Raw genomic sequence first — 24,464 nt, 5'->3', positions numbered from 1 at the left:
GCAGCAGAAGCCATCGAGACGGGCGCGCTCGGAATGGCGCGGCGGTCCGGCCCCTCAGGCCGCCTTGGACACCCCCTCGGCGGAGGCCGCCTCGACGACCTCGTGCGACAGCGTGCGCGCCTCCGCTTGGTAGTCGGCCATGCTTCTGGTCAGGAACGCCGTCTGAAGCTCGAACGCATCCTTGAGCGAGCCGCATCGGGTGAGCGCGGCCAGATGGTCCGCCTGGGCCTGGAGACGGCAGCCCGTGAAGCGCACCGTCTCCGTGGCGATGCGCAGCGGCAGATCGACGGCAAAGGCGCGCCAGGCGCCGAAGCCTGTACCCAGGCCGGCCTTGATGGACTCCATCGGGTCGGTGGACGACGGTGCCTGAAGAGGCGTCACGGTCTCAGAAGCCATCGGGATCTCCTGTCTCGACATCCGGGCCACGAATGAAGTTCCGGTACGATCCGCATTGATTCAGATCAATATCTCAAATCCAATACAAATATTCGCTGAGATATTATTGAGAAAAACCCGACCGGACAGGTCGGACGCCGCCGGACGCGCCGCCCCGCGACCCGATCCAAGGCTCGGCGCCAGTTCCGGATCTCTCGGGCATCGCAGGCCGCGGCCCGTCCGCGCCCGGGACTCGGCCCTCGCTACCCCGCTCCGGTCGCGAAGGGAGAAGCCGACGCGACGCGTCGAGAGCCGGACCGAGCCCGCGATGCCCAACGGATTCACCGTCGTCCGCAGCCCCGTCCCGGTCGGTGCGCCGGCATCGCGGGGGCCGGAACCTGGCGTGGTCGCGCCCCACGGGCCTGAGCCCGGCCCGGTTCGACGGGGACGGTTTGATCCAACGCAAGGCCCGCGAACCAGGCGGGCCCTAGCTCGGCGGCGCGGACGGAGGCACCCTCGACATGGCCACGGCGGCGGTAGGCTCAACCGGAACAGGATGGTCGGCCGCCGAGTGGGGGACGCGGGTGCGAAGGTGGCTGGCGGTCCTGCCGCTGGCGGGCCTCTGCGCGGGCCTCCTGGCGCAGGCGCTCGGGCGTCCGGATTTCGCGATGGCGGCCTGGGCGTTCGCAACCCTGGCGGTCCTGGCCGTCCTCCTGACGCAGGTCGTGACGAGCTTGGCGCGCGGCGATGTCGGGCTTGACCTCGTTGCCCTTCTCTCGATGGGCGGCGCCCTCCTCCTGGGTCAGACGCTGGCCGGTGCCGTCATCGCCCTGATGTACGCGGGCGGCCAGTCGCTGGAGGCCTATGCCACGGGCCGGGCCGGGGCGGCGATGACGGCGCTGATCGCGCGCCAGCCGCGCACCGCCCTGCGCGAGGAGGGCGGTGTGTTGCAGGAGGTCGCCCTCGCGGCGCTGGTCCCGGGAGACCGGATCCTGGTCCGTGTCGGTGACGTCGTGCCGGTGGACGGGTGGGTCGCGGCGGGCCGGGCGGTGCTCGACCGGTCGAGCCTGACCGGCGAGGCGCTACCGGTCACCCTCAAGGCGAACGAGCCCGTGCTCAGCGGCACGGTGAATGCCGGCACGCCGTTCACCCTCTTGGCGGAGCGACCCGCGGCCGAGAGCACCTATGCCGGGATCGTCCGCCTGGTCGAGGCCGCCCGGGCCCAGAAGGCGCCGATGGCGCGGTTGGCGGACCGCTACGGGCTCGGATTCCTCGCCCTCACGCTGGCTTTGGCCGGCGGCGCCTGGGCCGCCACGGGCGACCCGATCCGGGCCCTGGCGGTGCTGGTCGTCGCCACGCCGTGCCCGCTGATCCTGGCGGTGCCCGTCGCCCTCGTCTCGGGACTGTCGCGCGCAGCCGGCATCGGCGTGCTGATCAAGGGCGGCGGCGCGCTGGAGATGCTCGCCCAGGTGCGGGTCCTGGTGATCGACAAGACCGGCACCCTGACCCGCGGCTCCGCCCGGCTCGCCGCCCTGCGAACCCTCGGCGCGCACGGGGAGGCCGAGGTCCTGCGCCTCGCGGCGTCCGTCGATCAGGCCTCGGGCCACCCGGTGGCGCGGGCCCTGGTCGAGGAGGCCCGGGGGCGCGGCCTGATCCTTCCGCAGCCCTCGATGGTCGCGGAATCCCCCGGCGAGGGGGCGAGCGGCCGGGTGGAGGGGCGGCTCGTCATCGTCGGAGGCGCGCGCCTGATGCGCCGGCACGGCATCGTCTTCCCGCTGGCGGCCGGCCCCCGACAGGCCGCGGCGGCGGCATCGACGGTCCTGGTCGCCGTCGATGGCACGCCGGCCGCGGTCCTGGACTTCGCGGACCCGCTGCGGACGGATGGCGGCCGGGCGCTCATGGACCTTCGCGCCTGCGGGATCACGCGCGTGGTGCTCGCGACCGGCGACCGGCGCGGCGTCGCCGAGGCGCTCGTCGCCGGCCTGCCCGTGGACGCCATCGTGGCCGACCTCGATCCGGCGGCCAAGACCGGCACCGTGGCCGCCGAGCGTCGGAATGGCCCCGTGATGATGGTGGGCGACGGGGTCAACGACGCGCCCGCGCTGGCGGCGGCCGATCTCGGCGTGGCCCTCGGCGCCCGGGGCGCGGCGGCGGCGGCCGAGGCGGCCGACGTCGTCCTGCTGGTGGACAGCCTGGCGCCGCTGCCGCAGGCGATCCACATCGCCAAGCGCGCCCGCGCCATCGCCCTCCAGAGCGTGTGGATCGGCCTCGGCCTGTCCCTCGCCGGCATGGTCGCGGCGGCGCTGGGCCATCTCTCGCCGCTTCAGGGGGCGCTCCTTCAGGAGGCCATCGACGTCGCGGTGATCCTCAACGCCATGCGCGTGCTCGGCGGCCCCCGGGACGGGCGCGAGCCGACGGCGGAGGCCGTGGGCCATCCCTGACGCCCGCCGGCAGCCGGCGGGCTTGCGCTGGATCAAGGTGGCCCCTCGCGGCTCCAGCGAGGCTCCCCGCGTCGGCATCGACGCGGGCCGGAGCTGAGCCATGGACTACGCCAACATCCTCGTTTCCGCCGACCTCGGCGAAGCGGCGCTGGACCGGATGCGCCTCGCCGCCGGCCTCGCCCGGCGCTTCGCGGCGACGCTCACGGGCGCGGCGGCCCATCCGGTGCCGGCCCCCCTCCTGGTCCGCGATGTCTACGATGCCGTCGCGCAGGAGCAACGCAACACGGCACAGGTCCAAACCATCCTCGAACAGGCGCAGGCCCTGTTCCGGCGTGCCGGGACCGAGGGGATCGGCACGGACTGGCGCGCCGGCTTCGCGGACGCCGTCACGCACGTCATCGAGACGGCCCGCGCCGCGGACCTCGTGGTCCTGAGCCGGCGGGGACCGGGCGACGCGGATCCGGGACCGCTCGGCGTGCCGCCCGGGCCCGTCCTCATGGAGGCCGGCAGGCCGGTCCTGGTGGTGCCGCCGGGGCTCGCGAGCCTGACGGGGTCGCGCATCGTCGTCGCGTGGCGGGACGGTCCCGCAGCGCGGCGGGCCGTGTCGGCGGCTTTGCCATTCCTGCGGGCGGCGGACCGGGTCCACGTGGCGACCGTCGGCGCCGATGCCCAGCCCGACGGTGCGGACGACGTGGCCGGCCACCTCGCGCGGCACGGCGCGCACGTCGCCGTCCATCACCTGCAAACGGAGGAGGATGCCGGCTCGGAGATCCTGCGGTTCGCCCTGCGGCAGGACGCGGATCTGATCGTCACGGGCGCCTACGGCCATTCCCGGTTGCGGGAATGGATGTTCGGCGGCGTCACGCGCGATCTCCTGGAACGCTCCCCACGCTGCTGCCTGATGAGCCACTGAGCCCGCGCTTCGTCGGGGCCGCCCGTTCGCAGGCTGGACGAGCGCTTCCCGATCGCGGGCGTCGAACGGCACCATCCCGCGGTGCCCGCGTTCCGGTCCGATCCGTGCGACGAGGCCAGGCTCGCCGGCCCGGACGCGTCAGGGTCGCGCTGGGCGGCGGCAGGGAGGCAGAGCCATGGACAGTCGGCTTCTCTACGTCAGCCGGCGGAGATCCTCCGAGGCCGACGTCCGGAACATCGTCGAGACGTCTCTGTCCCGGAACGCCCGGCTCCGGGTCACGGGAGCCCTCGTGGCGTCGCGCATCCGGTTCGCACAGATCCTGGAGGGGCCGCGTCCCGCGGTCGATGCCCTGATGGACAGCATCCGTCGCGACCCGCGCCATACGGAGGTGGCGGTGCTGCTGTACGACGACATCGACCGGCGGCGCTTCGCCGACTGGAGCCTCGCCTATTCCGGCGCCTCCGTTTACGTCGACAGGCTTATCGCAGCCCTGACCGCGCGTGCCCCGGCGCAGCCGGACCCGGCCGACCTGCGCCGCCTGATCCAGGCCATCGAGGAACTCGCGCGGGCCCGGCTCTGACACCGCCGCACGGGCCGGGGAGCCGACGGCGCCCGCGGAGCCGTCATTCGACGAAGCCCCAGCCGGCCTCGAGGGCGCGGCGCTCCTCCTCGGTCAACGGGTTGGCCCAATCGGGCGCGTTCGGCGCCCGCACCGGCGGCACCGCCTCGACGGGTTCGGGGCGCACCGGCGGCACCGCCTCCGCGGCTTCGGGGCGCGCCGGGGCGCCACGGGGCGGCGGCTCACGCTTGCGCGTCGGCCCGGTGGTCGTGCCGCTCCGGGCTGTTGGTCGCTTGCGCATCGCCGACCCCCTAGGTTCAATGGGACAGGAACAGCGGCACGGGGCTGTTCCGCAGGAGCGAGCGGGTGACCCCGCCCAGGAAGAACTCCCGCTTGGGGGAATGCCGGTAGGCTCCCATCACGACCAGGTCGGCGCGGAACAGGCCAGCCTGGCTGCGCAGGGTCTCGGCGATGCCGTCCCCCTTCGGCAGGTCGTTGACGACGACGTTCACGCCGTGCCGCGCGAGGTGGGGCGCGAACTCGGCCCCGGGGACGGCCTCGTGGATCTCCGCGTCGTCGCAGACCGAGACGACCTCGATCGCTTCGGCGGCGCGCAGGAACGGCAGGGCATCGTTGGCGGCCCGCGCCGCCTGCGCGCTGCCGTCCCAGGCGACGATGATCCGCCGTGCGGCGAAGGCGTCGCAGCCCGGCGGCACCGCGATGACCGGCCGCCCGCTCTCGAAGAGCGCCCGCTCGATGGTCTCGCGATCGAGGTCGAACCGTCGCGGTCCCGCGTCCAGGACCGTGAGGTCGTGCAGGCGCGCCTGCGTGGCCAGCCGGGTCACGACGTCCGGGTAGGTCAGCCCCGGCGCCTCCGTCGTGCAGACAACGCCGACCTGGGCCGCATCGCCGGCCGCACGCTCCGCGATGGAGCGCGCCAGCGCGTCGAGACGGCGGTCCACGAGAGCCTCGCCCACGTAGTCGAACTCGCCGAGCCAAGCGTCGTCGCCCGTGAGGCGCCAGGAGGCCGACTGCACGGTGAGGTGCGCATTGGCCGCCTTGGCCAGCGTCAGCCCGTAGCCGATCGCCGCGATGGGGGGATCGAACTCGCCCTCCACGGTCGTGCCGACGAGGACGTCGCGAATGCCCGCGAGTGGGGAGCGGGAGGGGCTGGACATGGAGCGTCTCCGATTCGTGCCGGCCCCATGGTTCGTCCCGTCGCGGCTGGGCAGCCTTGATCCACCTCAAGCGGCCCACGATGCGGAGTGTTCAATTTCGCACATTCGCCCGACGGGATCGTCTATATTCGACCAACAACACTGCCGAAAGGCTGTTCACTGATTCCAAAATGCAGTAATTTTTGGTTGTCATGGCGCAACCGATTGGAAGTTCGGGACGGATGCGTTTTCATCGTCGCGGCCCGCAGGACCTCTCCGGGTGCAAGCGATGACGAACCCCGTCGACGCGCCCGGCCACCCTCGCGACGATGCCACCGCTCAGACCGGCGACGACCTGCGGCTGACCCTCGACGAAGTGGGCATCTGCATCTGGTCGCTGGACATCGTGACCGGTCGCGCCACGGTGTCGCCGACCTGTGCCCGCCTGTTCGGCGTCCCGGCCGAACGATTGACCACCTTCGCCGCCTCACAGGCCCTCGTGCATCCGGAGGACCGTCCAGCCCGCGCGGAGGCCATCGAGAGAGCCGTGCGGGAGGGGGGCAGCTACGAGGTCGATTACCGCGTCCTGCGCCCCGACGGGCATGTCTGCTGGCTGCGCTCGCGCGGCCGGGTGCAACTCGACCCGGAACGCAGCCCCTTCCGGCTCCGCGGGGTCGTGCTCAATATCGACGAGCAGAAGCGGGCCGAGGTCGATTTGCGGGCCCGCGAGGCTCACCTGCGCTCGATCCTCGACACCGTGCCGGAGGCCATGGTCGTCATCGACGAGGCAGGCCGGATCCATTGGTTCAGCGCGGCGGCCGAGCGTCTCTTCGGCTACGCGGCCGACGAGGCGGTCGGTCGGAACGTCCGCATCCTGATGCCGGAGCCGATGCGGAGCGAGCACGACGCCTACCTCGACCGCTACCGGCGGACCGGCGAGCGCCGCATCATCGGCACCAACAGGGTCGTGACCGGCCTGAGGCGGGACGGCTCCACCTTCCCGATGGAGCTGGCCATCGGCGAGATGCGCGCGGGCGAGCAGGTCTTCTTCACCGGGTTCATCAACGACCTGACCGAGCAACGCCGCACGCAGGCCCGTCTCGAGGAACTCCAGGCGGAGCTGGTCCACATGTCCCGCCTCAGCGAGATGGGCGAGATGGCTTCGACGCTGGCCCACGAGTTGAACCAGCCGCTCGGGGCCATCAGCAACTATACCAAGGGCTGCAAGCGCCTTCTGGCGCATCCCAGTCCCGAGAACGTCGCCAAGACGGTGGAGGTGCTCGACAAGGCCGCGGAGCAGGCCTTGCGGGCGGGACAGATCATCCGGCGCCTGCGCGAGTTCGTCACCCGCGGCGAGACCGAGAAGCGGGTCGAGCCCGTCGCGAGCCTGATCGAGGAGGCCAGCACGCTGGCCCTGGTCGGGGCCCGGGAGCAAGGCGTTGTCGCGCGCGTGCACGTGGATCCGAGGGTCACGTCCGTCCTGGCCGACCGCGTTCAGGTTCAGCAGGTCCTGATCAACCTGATGCGCAACGCCCGCGAGGCCATGCAGCAGGGGCACCGGCGCGAATTGCGCGTCGAGGCCTGCCCCGCGGGAACGGACCACGTCGAGATTGCCGTCGTGGACACCGGGCCGGGCATCTCGGACGCGGTGGCGGACCGGCTGTTCCAACCCTTCGTCACCACCAAGGCGAGCGGGATGGGCGTCGGGCTCTCGATCTGCCGCACCATCGTCGAGGCTCATGGCGGCCGCCTATGGGTCGAGCGCAACGAGGCCGGCGGGGCAACCTTCCGGCTGACGCTGCCGGCCGCGCACGATGGAGACCTCGGTCATGCCAGCTAGCCTTGTGCACGTGGTCGACGACGACCCGGCCATGCGGGACTCGGTCGGCTTCCTGCTCGGCACCGAAGGCTTCGAGGTGCGGCTCTACGAGACTGCGACCGACTTTCTCCGACGGCTCGTCGAGCCGGCAGCGGGCTGCGTCCTGACCGATATCCGCATGCCCGGTCTCAACGGCCTGGAGTTGCTCCGCCGCCTGCGGGCATCCGGCCACAAGCTTCCGGTTATCATGATGACCGGGCACGGGGACGTCCCGCTCGCGGTGGAGGCGATGAAGCTCGGCGCCTGCGACTTCATCGAGAAGCCGTTCGACGACGAGGCCCTCCTGCAGGCGCTGCGCTCCGCCCTGGAACGCAACGGCGCGGCCGAGGCGGTCGATCCGACGCTGCGGGAGTTCGTCCGGCGGGTTGGCACCCTGAGCGAGCGCGAGCGGCAGGTCCTCGACCAGCTGGTCGCCGGCGGCACCAGCAAGGAGATCGGCCGCACGCTCGACATCAGTCCGCGCACCGTCGAGATCTACCGGGCGAAGCTTATGGCCAAGACGCAGGCCGGCACCCTGCAGGAGCTGGTGCGCTGGGCGGTGCTGGCGGGCCTGGCCTGAGCCGGCCTTGAGGCAGGTCAAGGCCGGGATCCGGATCGCGCCCCATCCTGGCGGTCCCGAACCCGGACCGGCACCCCGCCGACGAACCTGCCGATCCAGCCGCCGACCTAGCCGCCGATACACCTCATGCCTGCCCTGCCCGACCTCATCTACGTGGTGGACGACGACGCGGCCGTCCTCCACTCCACCCGCTTCCTCCTGGAAAGCGAGGGCCTCCGGGTCGAGACCTTCGCGGACGGACCGGAACTGCTGGCCGCCTTCCCGGGCCGAGCCCGGCCTTCGTCCTCCTCGACCACGTCCTGCCGGGGCTCGACGGCCTGGAAGTCTGCACCAGGCTCCACGACCTCGATGCCCGCGTGCCCGTGGTCCTGATCACCGGACACCCCAACCCCGCCATCCGCGCCCGGGCCCGCGCCGCCGGGATCCCGCTGGTCGACAAGCCCCTCGCCTTCGACGCGCTCCTCGGGCTCCTCGCCCGGACGCCGCCCGAGACACCGCCCGAGACGCCGCCCCGGCGCCACGCCCCGCGCCCCTCCCCCAGCCGGCCTGACCAAACCCGACGGAAACCAGATCGGCAAACCGGCGCGCGCCGGCGTGCCCGAGGCCGAGCTACCCTGGCCGAGGCGACCGCGGCGCCCGCATGCGGCGGCGGACGATCCCAAGGCCCCTGTGCGCTCCGTCACAGCGTGCGGCCAAGCAAAAGAACCGGCCCACGCCGCTCTTGTCTCCACGGAACGACGATTTGCCAAGCTTATTCATGAACATTGCGGCGAAACCTGCACAAAGATCTTGAGCTGGATCAATGTATCGCCGCACCAATACGGAGACCCTGAAAATCGGGAAGGCGGCAGGCCGTCTGCCGCTCGTGCTCCGGACGCCCGCTCGGTCCGGCCGCCGGGGCTCCTTCGTCAGGGGGAAGCCGATGAGAACCATCGAGAACCGAACCGAGGACATGATCCCGAACGCGCTCAACATCCTCCTCGGGATCACGCTCGTCCTCGCACCCTGGTATCTGGAGTTGAGCTACGATTCCGCCGCCGCACGCAACGCCTTTCTCAGCGGCGGCGCCATCACCGTCGTCGCGTTGCTGGCCCTCGGCCGGACCTACGATTGGGAAGAGTACCTCAACCTCGCCCTCGGCCTATGGGCGGCCATGGCGCCGTGGGCTCTGGGCTTCGCGGAGACCAGGGGCGCCATGGGGGTGCATGTCGGGGTCGGGCTCGCGGTGGCCGCCCTGGCCGCGTTCGAACTCCGGCGGCTCTACGTGTCGCCCCAGGCGCGCTCGGTCTGAGGCGGCCGGGCGCCGGAACGGCCGCGGCAGCCCTGCGCCGCGCGCGGCCGCGTCCCTCACGGCATCGTTTCCAGGAGGCTGCCATGCCCCTCGACCCCGTCGCGCTCGCGGCCGCCGCGTCCTTCACGGTCGGCTGCGCGGGCATCCACGCCCTGCGCCGTCATGCCGACGTCCTCACGCTGGTTCTGGGCGTGCTGGCATACGGGCTCGCCACCCTGGTGGGCGCCCTCCTCGCGGGGCGCTCCGGCCTGCCCGGGCTCCCCGACCCGGTTCCCGCCTGGGCATTCGCGACGACCGCGGGCCTCTGAGCCCGACGCGCGGCACTACGTAATTGTCCGTAAGCAAGTTCGCTTAAGACACGAACCGGAATTTCATCGCTCCCCGAGGACGGCCAATCTCGCTCCCACGACGAGGTGAGGAGCGAAGCGATGAGCACCGACTACACCGCACGGACGTCCACGCAGATCCCGGCAGGCCATTCGGCGCCCTTCCCGAGCCTGGACGCAAGCGCCCTGTTCGCGGGCTGCCCCGAGGTGATCGGGACGCCGTTCTCCTACGCCCGCGAGGAGGAAGTCTACGGCGAGGGCGAGGAGGCCGAGTTCGTCTACAAGGTCGTCAGCGGCGCGGTGCGCACGCACAAGGTGCTGAGCGACGGCCGTCGTCAGATCACCGGCTTCCGCCTGCCCGGCGACCTGTTCGGGTTCGAGCAGGGCAAGATCCACCGCCACAGCGCCGAGGCGCTCACCGACACCAAGGTGCTGATCTTCAAACGGCGGCAGGTCGAGCGCGCCGCGACCGACCGGGCCGAGTTCGCCTGCCAGCTCTGGGACATGGCCACGAACGATCTGAGGCACGCCCAGGATCACATGCTGCTGCTCGGGCGCCGCTCGGCGGCGGAGCGCGTGGCAAGCTTCCTCATCGACGTGGACGCACGCCTGGGCGGCACCGGGACTTTCGCCCTTCCGATGACCCGGCGCGACATCGCCGACTTTCTCGGGCTGACCATCGAGACCGTGTCGCGCACCCTTTCGCAGCTGGAGGAGGACGGGGCCCTGCAACGCGTCGGCGGCCGCCAGGTCAGCCTGAGACGCGCCCGGCTCCACCGCATGATCGAGGACTGAGCGCGACGCCGCCCCGGCGGGTCGCGACGGATCGTGCTGCCGCGCCGTCAATGGGCGAGAAACAGCGGAAGGGGGCTGCGGGCCAGGAGCGACTGGGTCACGCCGCCGAAGAACCATTCCTTCAGGCGGGCGTGCCGGTAGGCGCCCATCACCAGCATGTCGGCGCGGAACAGGCCCGCCTGGGTCCTGAGCGTCTCCGCGACGTCGTCGACGACCGGCAGGACGTTCACCGACACGGTCACGCCGTGGCGCGCGAGGTGCGGCGCGAACTCGGCGCCGGCGACCGCGGCCGACAGGTCCTTCTCGCCGACGACGGACACGATCTCGACCGCCTCGGCGGCGCGCAGGAACGGCAGGGCATCGTTCGCCGCCCGCGCGGCCTGGGCGCTGCCGTCCCAGGCGACGACGATCCGACCGGCAGGCCAGGCCGAGCAGCCCGCAGGCACCACGATGAGCGGGCGACCGCTGCCGAACAGGAGTCCGTCGATCAGGTCGCGGTCGAGATCGACCTCCCGCGCCTCCGCGTCCAGGACGGTCAGGTCGGCGAGGCGCGCGCGGGCGGTGAGCCGGGCGATCAGATCCGGGTAGGCCAGCGCGGGCGCCTCGGTCGTACAGGTCACCCCCGCACGGGTGGCATCCCCGGCGGCGCGTTCGGCGACGGCCTGGGCGAGGACGCGCAGGCGCCGGTTCTCGTCCGCGACGAGGCCGTCGACGAACCCCAATCCCGCGCCGCCCACCATGGTGAGACGGCGGGCCGCGGACTGGACGGTGAGGTGGGCGCCCGCCGCGGCGGCGAGCGTGAGGCCATAGCCAAGCGCCGTTCCGGGCTCGTCGCCGCGGCCCTCCTCGGTGACGGCGACCAGGATGTCGCGCAAGGCGGCGAGGGGCGATGAGGACGGGAGGGACATGAGAGCTCCGGGCTGCCGATCGCCCGAGTCTCGACGGGTGCGGCCGCTCGACCTTGATCCAGCTCAACGCCGGACCGTCGGCGACCGCGCCGGATCACCCGATCCGGTCAGGGCTTCTTGCGGAAGCGGGACACGAACCGCTCCACCGCCCGCGCCATCACTTCGAGCCGCGGCTTCAGCGCCGGGATGTCCTCGCTCAGGAGGGCGAAGCCGAGGGGCAGCATCCAGAGGCCGAGGATCGGCAGGAACGACAGCAAGCCGCCGCCGATCAGGGCGAGCGCCGCCGCCAACCGCGCCGGCCGCCGCGAGGGCTTCCTCAGCCACGTGACCGCATCGCGCAGGCGCCCGGGAAGGCGGCCGGTCAGCCGCTCCATTCGTGCATCCCAATCCGCTGCGGTCGGGTCCGTCGTGATCCTGCTCATGGACGACAGCTTACACGAAGGCGCGCGGGCCGTGGGCGCGGAGGTGCACCGGACCTCACGTCGGACGGCCGTCGCGCCCGGACGGCCGGCGGGCTCCTGCCGCCAGGGTGGCGAGTTGGACGACCAGGAGCGGTGCGAGGCTCACCGAGAGGACGAGCATCCACCCGTTCCGATCGAGCGGGACGAGGCCCAGCAGGCGGCCGACCGGCGGGAGATAGGCCGGGCCGACGAGGAGCGCCGTGCACAGGAGCAGGGCGGCCCAGACCCAGGGATTCCGGGTGACCTCGTTGCGGAGGAGCGGCGCGCTGGAGGCGCGCATGTTGAACACCTGCCAGAGCTGCGCGAAGGCGAGTGTGAGGAACGTGACGGTCACGACCGAGGCCGGATCGAAGGCGAGCCAGAACGTGGCGGCGGCGCCGGCCGCGAAGGTCGCCGCCGTCATCGCGGCGGCGTGCAGGCCGATCCGTGTCCATTGCGCCCGCCCCAGAATGGGCTCCTTCGGATCCCGCGGCGGTCGCCGGAGGATGTCGTCCCGGCCTTCGCCGAGGGCCAGGGCGAAGGCCGGGAACACGTCGGTCACGACGTTCAGGTAGAGGATCTGCATCGGCAGGATCGGTAGCGGCAGCGTCGACACGACCGCGAGCCCGACGACCATCACCTCGCTCAGGTTGCAGGCCAGCAGATAGGTGACGAACCGGCGGATGTTGTCGAAGATGATCCGCCCCTCGCGGATCGCGCCCACGATGGTCGGGAAGGCATCGTCGAGGAGGATCATGGCGGCGGCCTCGCGCGCCACGTCCGTCCCCCGCCGGCCCATCGCGACGCCGATATCCGCCTGCCTCAGCGCCGGGGCGTCGTTGACGCCGTCGCCGGTCATGGCGACGACCTCGCCCTTCGCCTGGTAGGCGCGGACCAGCGCCAGCTTCTCGGCCGGGCTCACGCGGGCGAAGACCGCGACATCCTCCAGCCCGTCCGGCAGGCCGGCATCGGGGACGCCCTCCGCGATGCGGTCCCCCGGACCGGCGAGACCGACCGCGAGGGCGATGCTCCGGGCGGTTACGGCGTGATCGCCGGTGACCATGACCGCGCGGATGCCCGCGGCGCGGCAGGCCGCCATCGCCTCCGGCACGTCTTCCCGGGCCGGGTCCTCCAACCCGACCAGCCCGAGGAACGTGAGGTCCTCGAAGGGCGGGCATCCCGGGTCCGCGACCGTCCTCTCGGCGCAGGCGATGACCCGCAGGCCCCGTGCCCCCAGATCCTCGACGCGGCGTCGCCACAGGGTGCGGTCGCCCGCGTCGAGGGGACGATCATGCGCGCCGTCACCGGTGCGCCGCGAGGCGGCGAGCACGGCCTCCGGGGCGCCCTTGACCGCCACCCAGAAACCCGGCCCCGCAGCATGGATGGTGGCCATCATGCGGACGGCCGCCTCGAAGGCGTGCTTTCCCACGAGAGGCCGGTCGCGCCCGAGGGCCGCGCGGTCGAGGCCGGCGGACCGCCCCGCCCGCAGCAGCGCCTGTTCCATCGGGTCGCCGCTGCCGTCTCCGGCGCCCGATCCGAGCGCGGCGTCGTTGCAGAGCACCGCAACGCGGAGCAGGCGTCCGGCTTCGATCGAGGGCCCTCCCTCGGCCAGGTCCCCCTGCCCGGAGGGCAGCGACAATTGCCGCACCGTCATCCGGTTCTCGGTGAGCGTCCCCGTCTTGTCGGTCAGGATGACCGTCGTGGCGCCGAGCGTCTCGACGGCCGACAGGCGCTCGATCAGCGCGTTCCTGCGGGCCATCCGCCACATGCCGCGCGCGAGCACCAGGGTCGCGACGATGGGCAGGCCTTCCGGAATGGCCGCGACCGACAGCGCGATGCTGGCCTCGGTCATGAGGCGGAGATCCTTGCCGGTTGCGATGCCGAGGCCGGCCAGGAGAACGGCCACCCCCAGGACCGCCCAGACCATCTGGCCGGACAGGCGGCCCAGGCGCCGTTCCAGGGGCGACCCCTCCGGGTCGGCCTGCGCGACGAGGCGCGACACCGCCCCGAGTTCGGTCGCCGCGCCGGTCACGACCACGACACCCGCACCGCTCCCGCGGGTGACCAGCGTGCCCCGGAACAGCATCGACGCGCGCTCCGCGAGGCGCGCCTCCGCGGCGACCGGCTGTGCCGACTTGTCCACCGGCACGGATTCCCCCGTGAGGGTCGACTCGTCGGCGCCCAGGTTCGACGCCTCGACCAGCCGGATGTCGGCCGGGACCGCATCGCCGCCCTCGATCAGCACGATGTCGCCCGGGACGAGATCCTCGGCGGGCAGGACCCGGATGTGCCCGTCGCGGCGGACGCGGGCCGAGCGCGTCCCGAGCGACCGCAAGCCCTCGACGGATCGGACCGCCCGCAGCTCGGTGAAGAAGCCGAGGCCGGTATTGATGGCCAGCACCGCGATGACGGCGGCCGCCTCCTGCCAATCCCCGAAGTAGAGCGAGAGCCCGCCGGCCGCGGCGAGCAGGTAGACGACGGGGCTCGCGAGCTGGTGCAGGAGCAGGGACAGCCTGCCGGCCCTCTCGGTCGTGGCGATCACGTTCGCGCCGAACCGCGCGCGCCGTCGCCGGGCCTCCGCATCGGTCAGGCCCGCGGGCAGGGCGGTCTCGAAACGCCCTGGAACCTCCGCGACCGGCAGGGCATGGACGGGTTTCGTCCCCGCCGCCGGGCACCCGGTCGCGGCCGGCGGGCTGGGCCATTCGGGATCCTCGGCCGGATCCCGCTCAAGCATGGCGCAGCCGGTCGAGGCGCGCGGCGTTCGGGCAGAAATCCGGGTAGGTGCGGGCCGCCGTTCCGGCCCGGAGCTCGCGTTCGCAGCGGCTCCGCGCGCCGCAGGCCCGGCAAGCGGACTCGAGCGCCCGCATGGTCTCGGGCTCGCTCCGCCGAACGGCTTCGGGGTCGAGCTGCAGGCGTCGCATCAGGCTGACGACGCCCTGGAGCTTCGCGCAGGCTTCCGGCGACAGGCCGGCGGGCGCCGCGGCGTCGGCCTCCATCATCGTCTCCATCATCTCCTGGTCGATGTCCCGGATTTCCTGCGCCGCCTTCAGGAGGCAGCACCATCCGGTCATCGCGGCGGCGACGCCGAATGGATCGAAGGGGTCGGTCTTGTCGGCTGGTGCGGCCATCACAGACTCCTGAAAGTCCCTGCGTGCCCCACCGCGGCGGCGGCGCCCTTGATCCATCTCAAGGCCGATCCGGCGACATCGGCGCACATCTCGGTCGGCGGCGGCCCAGGGCCCGCCACACCCTGGGGACGAGGGGCGATGCGCACCATCGACAACCAGCCGGAAGACGTCTTCCTGGGGGGCTGGAACCTCATGCTGGGGGCGGGCCTGATCCTGGCGCCCTGGTACTTCGGCTTCCGATCCGAGGACATCGCGGCCTGGAACGCCTGGATCACCGGGGCGACGATCCTGGCCTTGGCGGCCCTGACGCTGATGCGCACCCGTGAGGGGGAGGTGTACGCCATCGGGGCGGCCGGTCTCTGGTCCTGCGCGGCCCCCTGGGCGCTGGGCTTCCAGGACGCCGCGGCCTGGGCTCACGTGGGCTTCGGCGTCGCCCTCCTCGTCTCGGCCGGCTCCTGGCTGTGGCGGCTGCAGGACCTGCCGGCTTCCCAGGGATCTGCCCAGAAATCCGCTTGGCAAACCGCGCCGCCCGCGGCCCGCGCGACGCCCAGGGTCAGCGAGGATCGATCCGCATGTCGACCGGGGACCAGGACGCCGTCGCCGCGTTCCTGACGCAGGCCCTGTCGGGCACGGGACAGGTGGAGACCGTAACCACCCACATCTCCCAACTCTTCCTGGCCGGCAGCCGCGTGTTCAAGCTCAAGCGCGCCGTCCGCTTCCCCTATCTCGACTTCTCGACCCCCGAGCGGCGCCTCGCCGCCTGCGAGGCCGAGGTCGTGCTCAACCGCCGCACGGCACCCGCGCTCTACCTCGGCGCCCGGCGGATCACGCGCGGACCGGACGGAGGCCTGGCCTTCGACGGGACCGGGAACCTCGTCGACGCCGTGGTCGAGATGCGGCGGTTCCCGCAGGCGGACCTGTTCGACACCCTGGCGTGCGAGGGGCGCCTCGGACCGGACCATATCGCGGACCTTGCCCAGGTCATCGCCGCCTTCCATGCCGGCGCGGAGATCCACCGCGACAAGGGCGGGGCCGCCGCCCTGACGGCGCTCGTCGACTTGAACGCGGCGGCGCTCCTGGCGACGGGGCTCGCCTCGACCGGCGCGGTGGCGACGCTGACGGCGCGGTTCCGGGCGGTTCTGGCGCGGCATGCCCCCCTGCTCGACGCCCGCCGCGCCGCCGGCAAGGTCCGCCGCTGCCACGGCGACCTCACCTTGCGCAACATCTGCCTGTTCGAGGGCAAGCCGACGCCGTTCGACTGCATCGAGTTCAGCGAGACCATCGCGACGACCGACATCCTGTACGACCTCGCCTTCGTCCTCATGGACCTCTGGCACCGGTCGCGCTTCGACCTCGCCAACCTCCTGCTCAATCGCTACCTCGATGGGGCGGACGAGACCGACGGTCTCGGATTGCTGCCGGTCCTGATGGCGCTGCGCGCGGTGATCCGCGCCCACGTCACGGCGGCTCAAGCGGCGGACGGAACCGGCGCGGCCGCCGCCGCCAGGACCGCCGAGGCGCGCGCGTATCTCGCCCTCGGGGAAGACCTGCTGACCGACAGGCCGGCGGGCCTCCTGGCGGTCGGCGGCTTCAGCGGTTCCGGCAAGTCGAGCGTCGCGGCGGCGGCGGCCCCCTGGATCGGCGCGGCCCCGGGCGCCCGGATCCTGTCGAGCGATCGGATCCGCAAGCGCCTGCACGGGGTCGACGCCCTGACGCGGCTCCCGGCGGCGGCTTATGCCCAGACCGTGTCGCGGCGCGTCTACGCGATCCTGCGGCGGGACGCCGGGCGGGTCCTGGCCGCGGGCCATTGCGTCGTCGCCGATGCGGTCTTCGACCGACCGACGGAGCGGGCGCAGATCGAGGCCCTCGCCCGAGACCGGGGGGCCCGGTTCTGCGGCGTCTGGCTGGAGGCCCCGGCCCCATTGCTCGCGCGCCGCATCGACAGCCGCGCCGGCGACCCTTCGGATGCCACCGCGACGGTCCTGGCGGCCCAGGTCGCGCGGGGTCGCGGCGCCCTCGCGTGGCACGAGCTCCGCGCCGATCAGCCCGTGGACGCGTTGCGCGCGACGGTCCTGTCGCTCCTGCGGAGCGTCGGCGTGACGGGCTGGCCGGCGGCCCGGCCACCCGACGGGTCACCGGCGACCCCGACCCCGCCGGATCGGCCGGAGCGGGCAGCGAGCATTCCGACGACGATCGCCATCGCGCAGGGCCCGCCTCCGCACACGCGGTGACGTTGACGCACGTCAAGGCGAGGCCGGGCGCGGAGAGCCATCCTCACCGCGCGCGTGGACGTCGAACCGGGCGATGCCGTTCAAACCGATCGCAAGCAAGGCGGCACGCGACCGGTCGGCCCCCGGTCGCGGCGCCGCGTGCTGCCTCGCCGGGGCGGCCTGGCTCGCCGGCGCCGCCGGCGCGCTGCTCACGAGCCCCGCCGCACCCGACGTCGGCCTACGCCCGGACGGGTTCCAGGACTCGCCCTATCGGGACCTGCGGCTCTTCGGGGCCGCATTCCACGCCATCCGGTCACGGGCGGCCGACATGCGCGGCGACGGTCCGTTGATCGACGCGGCCATCGTCGGGATGCTCGCCGCGCTGGACCGGCATTCACACTACCTCACCGCGGCCGAGTTCCGCCGGCTCGATGAGCAGGATACGGGGAGCTATGCCGGCATCGGCGTGGTCGTCGACGCGGACGGGACGGTGCGGCGCACGCTTCCCGATGCCCCGGCCGCGCGCGCCGGCCTCACACCCGGGACAATCATCCAGGAGATCGACGGCGTCGCCATCGGGCGCATCGCGCCCGACCAGGTCGCCGACCGCCTGCGCGGAGAGCCGGACTCGGCAGTGCGCGTGCGGGTCGTCCGGCCGGGCGAGCCTGCCCCGGCCGAGATGGTCCTGATCCGGGAGTGGCTGCCGCTGCACCCGGTGCGTCTGAAAGCCCTGGATACCGTCGCCTATCTCGGGCTCGACCACTTCGACGAATTCACGACCGGCCGGCTGCTCAGGGCGGTGGCGAACCTGAAGGCCGGCATCGGCCGTGACAGGCTCACGGGGTTCATCCTGGACCTGCGCGGCAATCCGGGGGGCCTCGTCGTGCAGGCCGTCGCGGTGGCCGGGGCCTTCCTCGGACGGGGCGAGATCGTGCGCCTGGTCGGCCGGGACCCCGGCAGCGTCGAGCGGTTCGCGCTGGACAGGACCGGTGCCGACGTGATCGACGGCCTTCCGCTGGTCGTGCTCGTCGACGGCGGGACCGCGTCCGCGGCCGAAATCGTCGCCGGCGCCCTTCAGGATCACCGGCGGGCGATTCTCATCGGGACGCGCACCTACGGCAAGGGGGCGGTCCAGACCACCTATGCCCACCGCGACGGGCGCGCGCTGCGCCTCACCACGGCCTGGTTCGTCACGCCCGCGGGCCGCCGGGTGGACGGCAACGGCATCGCACCCGACCGCGTGGTGACCCCGGACGGCATGGCGGCCGGGACGCAGGGCCGCCTATCGCCGGAGCCCGGTGCGGGCGGCGGCTCGCTGCAGGACGGCTTCGTCGCGGACGGCCTCATCGATCCGTCGCGGGACCGGCCGTTGACGGCGGCCGTGCAGCATCTGCTGGCCGTCAGCCAGAGCGGCGGCGGCTTGATCCACCGCAACGACCCCAGTCCCAACCGGTGATGTCGTGCCGCCGCGAGCGGGAGAGCGACGGGTCGACCCATGGAGATGACGGCGGTTCCGGCGCGCGCGCGCGACATCGCCACTCCGACGGAGCTGTCGTCGCCCGGGCCGAGCGGGGCGTTCTGGGTGCGCGGCCTCGAGACGCTCTGCGCCGAGCTCCAATGCGGGCTCGACGGGCTCGGCGCGGTCGACGCCGCGCGACGGCTCGAACGCTACGGGCCGAACAGCGATGCCGGGACGCGGGCCGGCGGCGCCCTGCAGGCCGTGCTCCGCCGCCTGCTCGAACCGCTCGCCCTGATCCTGATCGCGGCCGGCCTCGTCTCGGTCGTGACCGGCGACGTGGTGGGAGGCGTCATCATCGTCGCCATCCTCGGCCTGTCCATCGGACTCGACACGGTGCAGGAGGGCCACGCCACACGGGCCGCCGAGGCCCTGCGCCACACGGTGGCGCTGAAGGCGGAGGTCAGGCGGGACGGCAGCTTCGTCACGGTCCCGGTGGAGCAGGTGGTTCCCGGCGACATCCTGCGCATGCGGGCCGGCGACATCGTCCCGGCCGATGCCCTCGTGATCGACGGCGACGCCTTCACGGTGGCCGAGGCCGCCCTGACCGGCGAGCCCTACCCGGTGGAGAAGCGGGCCGGGCCGGTGACGTCTCCAGAGCCGGCGGAGGCCTCGAACGCCGTGTTCCGCGGCGCCGTCGTGCGGACGGGCAAGGCAACCGCCCTCGTCGTCGCGACCGGCCCCGCCACGATGTTCGGCGCGGCGGCCTCGGTTCTGGCCGAGGCGCGGGCATCCTCGCCCTTCCAGCGCGACCTCCACGCCTTCGGGCTCATGGTCGCCCGGCTGACCCTGGCCCTGGTGCTCAGCGTCCTGGCCGCCCGCGTCGTGCTCGGCCGCCCCGTGCTCGACTCCCTCCTGTTCGCGGTCGCGCTCGCCGTCGGCCTCACCCCGGAACTGCTGCCGATGGTCACGACGGTGACGCTCTCGCGGGGCGCTCTGCGCATGGCGGCCCGCAAGGTCATCGTGAAGCGGCTCGCCGCGATCCACGACCTCGGCGCGATGACGGTGCTGTGCACCGACAAGACCGGGACGCTAACCTCGGCCGAGATCGCCCTGGGCCGCAGCCTCGATCCGGCGGGCCGCGAGGACGCGCGGCCGTCGCGGCTCGCGGCGGTCGCGGCCGATCTCGGCGGGGATCGCAGCTCGCTCGACGCGGCCCTCGTCGACCATCACCCGAACGCGGGCCGGGCGTGGGTCCTGGCCGGCCAGCGGGCCTTCGACTACGGGCGCCGCACCGGGTCGGTCCTCGCGCAGGGACCGGAGGGGCCGCTGCTGATCCTGAAGGGCGCGCCGGAGGCGGTCCTGGCGCTGTGCACCGTGCGCCGCGCCGGCGAGGGGACGGAGCCGATGGGCCCGGAGGAACGCGGCGCGGCCCTCGGGCAGGTCCGGAGCCTGGCCGAGGAGGGGCTGCGCACCATCGCGGTCGCGTCGCGGCCCTGGTCGGGGCCCATGCGGCCGCCCGGAACCGCGGATGAGGCCGACCTCGTCTTCGAGGGCTTCTGCGCCTTCGCCGACCCGCCCAAACCGACGGCCGCCGCCGCCGTCACGCGGCTCGCGCGCGCCGGCGTGCGCCTGAAGATCCTGTCCGGCGACGACCCGGTGGTCGTGCGCCGCCTTGCCAGCCTCGTCGGGCTTCACACCACCACGGTCCTGTCCGGCTCCGAGGTCGCGGCCCTGAGCGATGCGGCGCTCGCGGTGCAGGCCCGCAAGGTGGACGCCTTCGGACGGCTCACCCCGGACCAGAAGGCGCGCATCGTGCGGGCGCTTCAGGCCAGGGGCGCGATCGTGGGCTTCCTGGGTGACGGCATCAACGACGCGCCGGGCCTCGCGCAGGCCGATATCGGCCTCTCCGTCGAGGGCGCGACCGGGGTCGCGCAGGCCGCGGCCGACATGATCCTGCTCGCCTCGGACCTCGCGGTCGTCGCCGACGGCGTCGAGGAGGGGCGGCGGACCTTCACCAACATCCTGAAGTACATCCGCATGGGCGCGAGCTCGAACTTCGGCAACATGCTCTCGATGGCGGTCGCGTCGGTGACGCTGCCGTTCCTCCCGATGCTGCCGACGCAGATCCTTCTCAACAACCTGCTCTACGACCTCTCGGAGGTCGGCATCCCCTTCGACCATGTGGCGCCGTCCGCGACCGCCCGGCCACAGGTCTGGGACATGGCGGCCATCCTCCGGTTCGCGGGCGTGATGGGCCCGCTCTCGTCGCTGTTCGACCTCCTGACCTTCGGCGCCCTGCTCTTCCTCTTCGGTGCCTCGGCGGAGGAATTCCGGACGGCCTGGTTCCTAGAATCCATGGCGACGCAGATCCTCGTGATCTTCGTCATCCGGACGAGCGGGCGCCCCTGGCGGGATCGTTCGAGCGCGGCGCTGGCGTGCTCCTCGCTCGCCGCGCTGGCGGCCGCGCTGGCCCTTCCCTTCACGCCGGCAGGGCCTTGGTTCGGCTTCCAGGCCCCGCCCCTGCCGACGCTCCTCGGCATCGCGCTGATCACCCTCGCCTACCTCGCGGCGGTCGAGACCGTGAAGCCCTGGGCCGCCCGCCCGCCGCACCGCGCCCGCCACCGGCGCGCCGAACCTTGATCTGCCTCAAGGCCGGCGGCGCCGGCCGGTTGAAGGATGGCCGAACCGCAGCCGGCGCGGTCCGGCACCGCTCACGGGATGGAGGCTTCCATGACCACGACGTTCGACGAGCGCGAGCGAGCCGCCGAACGCCGCTTCGTCCAGGAGGAGGAGGCGCGGTTCCACGCCCGCAACCGGCGCAACCGGCTCCTGGCCGCCTGGGCCTCCGAGCGGATGAACCTGACCGGCCAGGCGGCGGAAGACTACGTCACCGCCGTCACGGAGTACGCCGTCGTGACCGAGGACGAAGCGCTGATCGACAGGCTTCGGTCGGATCTCGGGGCGGCCGGCATCGACGCGACGATCCCCCGCCTGCGCACGGAGCTGGAGCGGTGCGCCGCGCTCGCCCAGGCCGAACGGCGCGTCGGCGTCGCGCTGAATCGAGGCTCCTCCGTCTAGGCCGCGCCGCAGCGCCGAGGAGCCCCCGCGCCATCGCGCCAGCCAGAACGATCGGGAGACACGCCATGAGGAAGGACCCCATGACCGACAAGGACCTGCGCCGGGCGGTGCTCGACGAACTCGACTTCGACCCGAGCCTGGACGCCGGGGATATCGGCGTCGCCGTCTCCGAAGGGGTGGTGACGCTCACCGGCCATGTCGGCAGCTACGCCGAGAAGGTGGAGGCGGAGCGCGCCGTGCGCCGCGTCCGGGGCGTGCGCGCCATCGCGCAGGAGATCGCGGTCCGCTACGCCGACGAGAAGAAGGTGGCCGACGACCAGATCGCAGCCCGGGCGCTCGCGATCATCGACTGGTCGGTGCATCTGCCGAAGGACGCCATCCAGGTGAAGGTGGCCGGCGGCTGGGTCACGCTGACCGGCACGGTGGACTGGCAGTACCAAGTGGCGGGCGCCGAGGCGGCCGTCCGGAAGCTCACCGGCGTGCACGGCGTGACCAACCTCATCGAAATTCGGCGGCAGGTGCCGCCGGCGGCGGTCAAGGACAAGATCCTGGAGGCGTTCCGGCGGGGCGCCCTGTTCGAGGCGGAGGGGATCAAGGTCACCGTCACGGGGGACAAGGTGACCCTGGAGGGGGCGGTGACGGCCTGGGCCGAGCGCGATGCGGCCGAGCGCGCCGCGTGGTCGGTGCCGGGCGTGCGCGCCGTCGAAGACCGCATCGTGGCCCTGAGCTGAGGAGGACCGCCATGTCCGGCGAATCGCACGCGCTCGACGCCGCCCCGCTCCAGGGTGGACGACCTCCGGGGAAACCCGATGCCCGGCCCGGACTGTCTCGCGTGACGCTGACGCTGGCGCGCTGCCCGGAGCATCCGGACGGCAGCACCGGACGGGGCTACGAGATCGTGGCGCCCCTCACGCCAGACGGGCACCTCGACCCGGCGCTCTGGCGCGAGACCCGCGACCGGTGCCGCGTCCGCCGCTTCTGGATCGGCGAGCCGGACCGGCACGGCCGCCTGGTGCACCGGGCCGGTGGCGAGGGCGGCGCGACTTGGCTGATCGACTACGAGGACTGGACGAACGAGGATGACGAGGCCGGCTACCATCTGGGTACCCACGTCTTCGTCGAAGGCGAGTACGTCTCGATCCGGGATGCCGGCGGCGCGGTCTACCGCACGTTCAAGGTCGCCCGCCTCACCCATCCGGACGGCGGGGACGGATCATGACGGGCGGGGGCGCGGACTGTCCCGTCTTGCCCCTGTGCCCGCCTCCGTCGGAGTTCGGGCCCGCCGAGAGCACCCTTCTGACGCGGTGGCGCACCTTCTGGCGCGATCTGCCGCTCGCCCGGGCCGGCGCGGTCGACCGTCTCCTGTACCGATGGGTGCGGCCGGCCGACATCGCAGCCTGTTCCGTCGGTTCGACGGAGGGGCGCGACGGCCGCGATGGCGGGGTCGGGATGGGGGGTGTGTGCGCGTGAGCGCGATGGAGCGTGCAGCCCCCCGCCGTCCCTCAGGGTGCGGCGATGATCTCCGGGGGCCGCCGGGCGGCAGGCGGTGCACCGTGCCGCGATGCCGGATGGCGTGGAGGCTTCGAACCGGGCGCCTTTGATCCACCGCAAGGCACGACCGCGGCGCGGCGCCGACCTGTTTCCATCCAGCGAGACTGGGGGCGCATGATGTCGATAGCCGAAGGGAAGACGCGCTCAAGGCTGAGCCACGAAGCGATCACCGCCCAGGGACGCGAGGCGGCGCAATCCCCCCCTGGCCCGACACGGCCCCCGACACTACCGCCGACACTCCCCCTGGCACGCGCCCGGGACGCGCAGACGGGCCGGCGGAAGTTCGCCCACGACCCCACGCGCCCGTCGGGCGTGGATTGGACCTTGACCATCCGGCGCAGGCTGGATCGGTCCGGCGGCGTCTGGGCCGCGGAGATCGATGCCCTCGCCGCATCCGTATCCCGGGTCGTGAACGTCGAGGCGGACACGGACATCGTGCGCGAGGGCGACACGCCGACCGAATGCCGCCTTCTGCTGGAGGGTTGGACGTGCCGGTACGTCCCCTTGAAGGACGGCAGGCCGCAGATTCTCGGCCTGCAACTCGCCGGCGACGCCCTGGACCTGCAGGGCCTTCTGCGGGGCGAGATGGATCATGTCATCGCCACGCTCACCCCATGCCGCATCGGCATCATTCCGCACGGCGTCCTGCACGGGCTCGTCGAGCGGCATCCCGGCATCGGCCGTCTGATTCAGGTCGAAACCGCCACCGAGGCGGCCATAACCCGCCGCTGGCTCCTGAATGCGGGGCACCGTCAGGCCTATGCGGGGATGGCGCACCTGATCTGCGAACTCTTCACCCGGGCCGCGGCGGCCGGCATGACCGAGGCCTTCCGATTTCCGATGCCCCTGACGCAGACGGAACTCGGCAGCGCCCTAGGCCTCACATCGGTCCACGCGAACCGAACCATGAAGAGGCTCCAGCAGGCCGGGCTCGTGTCCAAGCGATGCCGATGGATGACCATCGAGGACTGGGACGGTCTCCGGAAGGTCGCCGAATTCGACCCTGCCTACCTGAACCTGGATTTCCCGCCCCCCTGACCCGGGGTGGACACGGCCCGGGTTCGGCTCCCCCCGGATCCGGGTTTGGGGTGGCCCTCGCGGAGGGACTCATCCGCGATTGCGTCCAGCCCGGGGGATGGCGCGGCCCCGAAGACGGCCCGAAGACGCCTCGAAGACGCCTCGGGCGGCACGCGCGCTTCGGGCCGTCGCGACACCCCGAAGGTCGGGCACCGATACCGTGATCGCAGTCAGGAAGGGACGCCCGGGGGGTTCGTCCAGCGCGCCCAGCACCGGCGCGTCGAGGCCTCCGATCGGGAGCGCCGGTCATGACCGGTGTCGGCGACCGCGGGCGCGCCACGCCGGGTCGTCGGCACCCGGCCGGGACAGGGCGCGGCG

The 24,464-nt window shown here is 72.8% G+C and carries 25 protein-coding genes; 18 read left to right on the top strand and 7 right to left on the bottom strand.

Annotated features, from left to right (window positions below; translation table 11 throughout):
• Positions 1-54: 54 nt before the first annotated feature.
• On the bottom strand, positions 55-396 hold the full coding sequence (locus A3862_RS11605) for a phasin family protein (RefSeq protein ID WP_043354355.1): 342 nt from the start codon (positions 394-396) through the stop codon (positions 55-57).
• Between the two features lie 500 nt (positions 397-896).
• Here A3862_RS11605 and A3862_RS11600 point away from each other — a divergent pair, with 500 nt between their 5' ends.
• The 3 genes from A3862_RS11600 (at position 897) to A3862_RS11590 (ending at position 4,309) form a co-directional block, all read left to right on the top strand.
• Positions 897-2,816, top strand: coding sequence for a heavy metal translocating P-type ATPase (locus A3862_RS11600; protein ID WP_043759267.1), 1,920 nt, complete (start codon positions 897-899; stop codon positions 2,814-2,816).
• A gap of 100 nt (positions 2,817-2,916) precedes the next feature.
• On the top strand, positions 2,917-3,729 hold the full coding sequence (locus A3862_RS11595; protein WP_043759268.1) for a universal stress protein: 813 nt from the start codon (positions 2,917-2,919) through the stop codon (positions 3,727-3,729).
• Positions 3,730-3,904: 175 nt separating this feature from the next.
• On the top strand, positions 3,905-4,309 hold the full coding sequence (locus tag A3862_RS11590) for a BLUF domain-containing protein (RefSeq protein ID WP_043759270.1): 405 nt from the start codon (positions 3,905-3,907) through the stop codon (positions 4,307-4,309).
• A gap of 43 nt (positions 4,310-4,352) precedes the next feature.
• Here the strand turns inward: A3862_RS11590 and A3862_RS31050 are convergent, their stop codons facing one another.
• Positions 4,353-4,589 carry a hypothetical protein gene (locus A3862_RS31050; RefSeq protein ID WP_043354346.1) on the bottom strand — a complete coding sequence of 79 codons (237 nt, stop codon included), beginning with the start codon at positions 4,587-4,589 and terminating at the stop codon, positions 4,353-4,355.
• A 16-nt stretch (positions 4,590-4,605) separates the two neighbouring features.
• Positions 4,606-5,466: a universal stress protein gene (locus A3862_RS11585; protein WP_043759272.1), complete on the bottom strand. Its 861-nt coding sequence runs from the start codon at positions 5,464-5,466 to the stop codon at positions 4,606-4,608.
• A 268-nt stretch (positions 5,467-5,734) separates the two neighbouring features.
• Between A3862_RS11585 and A3862_RS11580 the strand changes: the two genes are divergently transcribed.
• The 7 genes from A3862_RS11580 to A3862_RS11555 all read left to right on the top strand — a co-directional run bounded on the left by A3862_RS11580 (position 5,735) and on the right by A3862_RS11555 (position 10,295).
• Positions 5,735-7,285: a PAS domain-containing sensor histidine kinase gene (locus A3862_RS11580; protein ID WP_081948865.1), complete on the top strand. Its 1,551-nt coding sequence runs from the start codon at positions 5,735-5,737 to the stop codon at positions 7,283-7,285.
• Positions 7,275-7,883, top strand: a complete 609-nt coding sequence (gene fixJ / locus A3862_RS11575) for a response regulator FixJ (protein WP_043759273.1) — start codon at positions 7,275-7,277, stop codon at positions 7,881-7,883. The genes A3862_RS11580 and fixJ overlap by 11 nt, the downstream gene beginning before the upstream one ends.
• Before the next feature lie 126 nt (positions 7,884-8,009).
• On the top strand, positions 8,010-8,255 hold the full coding sequence (locus A3862_RS32055) for a hypothetical protein (RefSeq protein WP_442919056.1): 246 nt from the start codon (positions 8,010-8,012) through the stop codon (positions 8,253-8,255).
• A complete protein-coding gene (locus A3862_RS32600) occupies positions 8,183-8,644 on the top strand; it encodes a hypothetical protein (protein ID WP_442919062.1) in 462 nt (153 codons plus the stop codon). The genes A3862_RS32055 and A3862_RS32600 overlap by 73 nt, the downstream gene beginning before the upstream one ends.
• Before the next feature lie 161 nt (positions 8,645-8,805).
• The gene (locus tag A3862_RS11565; protein ID WP_043387222.1) at positions 8,806-9,174 is read left to right on the top strand and encodes an SPW repeat protein; all 369 of its coding nucleotides are present in this window, start codon (positions 8,806-8,808) and stop codon (positions 9,172-9,174) included.
• 83 nt (positions 9,175-9,257) lie between these two features.
• Complete coding sequence (locus A3862_RS11560) at positions 9,258-9,482, top strand: hypothetical protein (RefSeq protein WP_043354335.1); 225 nt, start codon at positions 9,258-9,260, stop codon at positions 9,480-9,482.
• A 120-nt stretch (positions 9,483-9,602) separates the two neighbouring features.
• Positions 9,603-10,295 (top strand): helix-turn-helix domain-containing protein, encoded by a 693-nt coding sequence (locus A3862_RS11555; RefSeq protein ID WP_043354333.1) that lies wholly within the window; start codon positions 9,603-9,605, stop codon positions 10,293-10,295.
• Between the two features lie 47 nt (positions 10,296-10,342).
• Here the strand turns inward: A3862_RS11555 and A3862_RS11550 are convergent, their stop codons facing one another.
• The 4 genes from A3862_RS11550 to A3862_RS11535 form a co-directional block, all read right to left on the bottom strand.
• Positions 10,343-11,203: a universal stress protein gene (locus A3862_RS11550; RefSeq protein WP_043354331.1), complete on the bottom strand. Its 861-nt coding sequence runs from the start codon at positions 11,201-11,203 to the stop codon at positions 10,343-10,345.
• 107 nt (positions 11,204-11,310) lie between these two features.
• On the bottom strand, positions 11,311-11,577 hold the full coding sequence (locus tag A3862_RS11545) for a hypothetical protein (protein ID WP_236961954.1): 267 nt from the start codon (positions 11,575-11,577) through the stop codon (positions 11,311-11,313).
• A 103-nt stretch (positions 11,578-11,680) separates the two neighbouring features.
• Positions 11,681-14,377, bottom strand: coding sequence for a cation-translocating P-type ATPase (locus A3862_RS11540; RefSeq protein WP_043759277.1), 2,697 nt, complete (start codon positions 14,375-14,377; stop codon positions 11,681-11,683).
• On the bottom strand, positions 14,370-14,771 hold the full coding sequence (locus A3862_RS11535) for a DUF6455 family protein (protein ID WP_043759279.1): 402 nt from the start codon (positions 14,769-14,771) through the stop codon (positions 14,370-14,372). Before A3862_RS11535 ends, A3862_RS11540 begins: the two co-directional genes overlap by 8 nt.
• A 138-nt stretch (positions 14,772-14,909) precedes the next feature.
• Here A3862_RS11535 and A3862_RS11530 point away from each other — a divergent pair, with 138 nt between their 5' ends.
• The 8 genes from A3862_RS11530 to A3862_RS31505 all read left to right on the top strand — a co-directional run bounded on the left by A3862_RS11530 (position 14,910) and on the right by A3862_RS31505 (position 24,107).
• On the top strand, positions 14,910-15,383 hold the full coding sequence (locus A3862_RS11530) for an SPW repeat protein (RefSeq protein WP_052083678.1): 474 nt from the start codon (positions 14,910-14,912) through the stop codon (positions 15,381-15,383).
• A complete protein-coding gene (locus A3862_RS11525; RefSeq protein ID WP_100794010.1) occupies positions 15,344-17,002 on the top strand; it encodes a bifunctional aminoglycoside phosphotransferase/ATP-binding protein in 1,659 nt (552 codons plus the stop codon). The genes A3862_RS11530 and A3862_RS11525 overlap by 40 nt, the downstream gene beginning before the upstream one ends.
• A 73-nt stretch (positions 17,003-17,075) precedes the next feature.
• Entirely contained in the window at positions 17,076-18,437 is a 1,362-nt protein-coding gene (locus A3862_RS11520; protein WP_043387207.1) for a S41 family peptidase, read from the top strand.
• A gap of 39 nt (positions 18,438-18,476) precedes the next feature.
• Positions 18,477-21,080, top strand: a complete 2,604-nt coding sequence (mgtA, locus tag A3862_RS11515; protein WP_111473605.1) for a magnesium-translocating P-type ATPase — start codon at positions 18,477-18,479, stop codon at positions 21,078-21,080.
• A 90-nt stretch (positions 21,081-21,170) separates the two neighbouring features.
• On the top strand, positions 21,171-21,518 hold the full coding sequence (locus A3862_RS11510) for a DUF1476 domain-containing protein (RefSeq protein ID WP_043352687.1): 348 nt from the start codon (positions 21,171-21,173) through the stop codon (positions 21,516-21,518).
• Between the two features lie 80 nt (positions 21,519-21,598).
• Positions 21,599-22,249 carry a BON domain-containing protein gene (locus tag A3862_RS11505; protein ID WP_043352676.1) on the top strand — a complete coding sequence of 217 codons (651 nt, stop codon included), beginning with the start codon at positions 21,599-21,601 and terminating at the stop codon, positions 22,247-22,249.
• Between the two features lie 11 nt (positions 22,250-22,260).
• On the top strand, positions 22,261-22,737 hold the full coding sequence (locus A3862_RS11500) for a hypothetical protein (protein ID WP_081948758.1): 477 nt from the start codon (positions 22,261-22,263) through the stop codon (positions 22,735-22,737).
• 656 nt (positions 22,738-23,393) lie between these two features.
• Positions 23,394-24,107 carry a Crp/Fnr family transcriptional regulator gene (locus A3862_RS31505; RefSeq protein WP_158498466.1) on the top strand — a complete coding sequence of 238 codons (714 nt, stop codon included), beginning with the start codon at positions 23,394-23,396 and terminating at the stop codon, positions 24,105-24,107.
• Positions 24,108-24,464 lie beyond the last annotated feature (357 nt).

The sequence above is a fragment of the Methylobacterium sp. XJLW genome, assembly GCF_003254375.1.
GTDB classification, from domain to species: Bacteria; Pseudomonadota; Alphaproteobacteria; order Rhizobiales; family Beijerinckiaceae; genus Methylobacterium; species Methylobacterium fujisawaense.
This window is presented reverse-complemented; position numbering and strand designations above follow the sequence as displayed.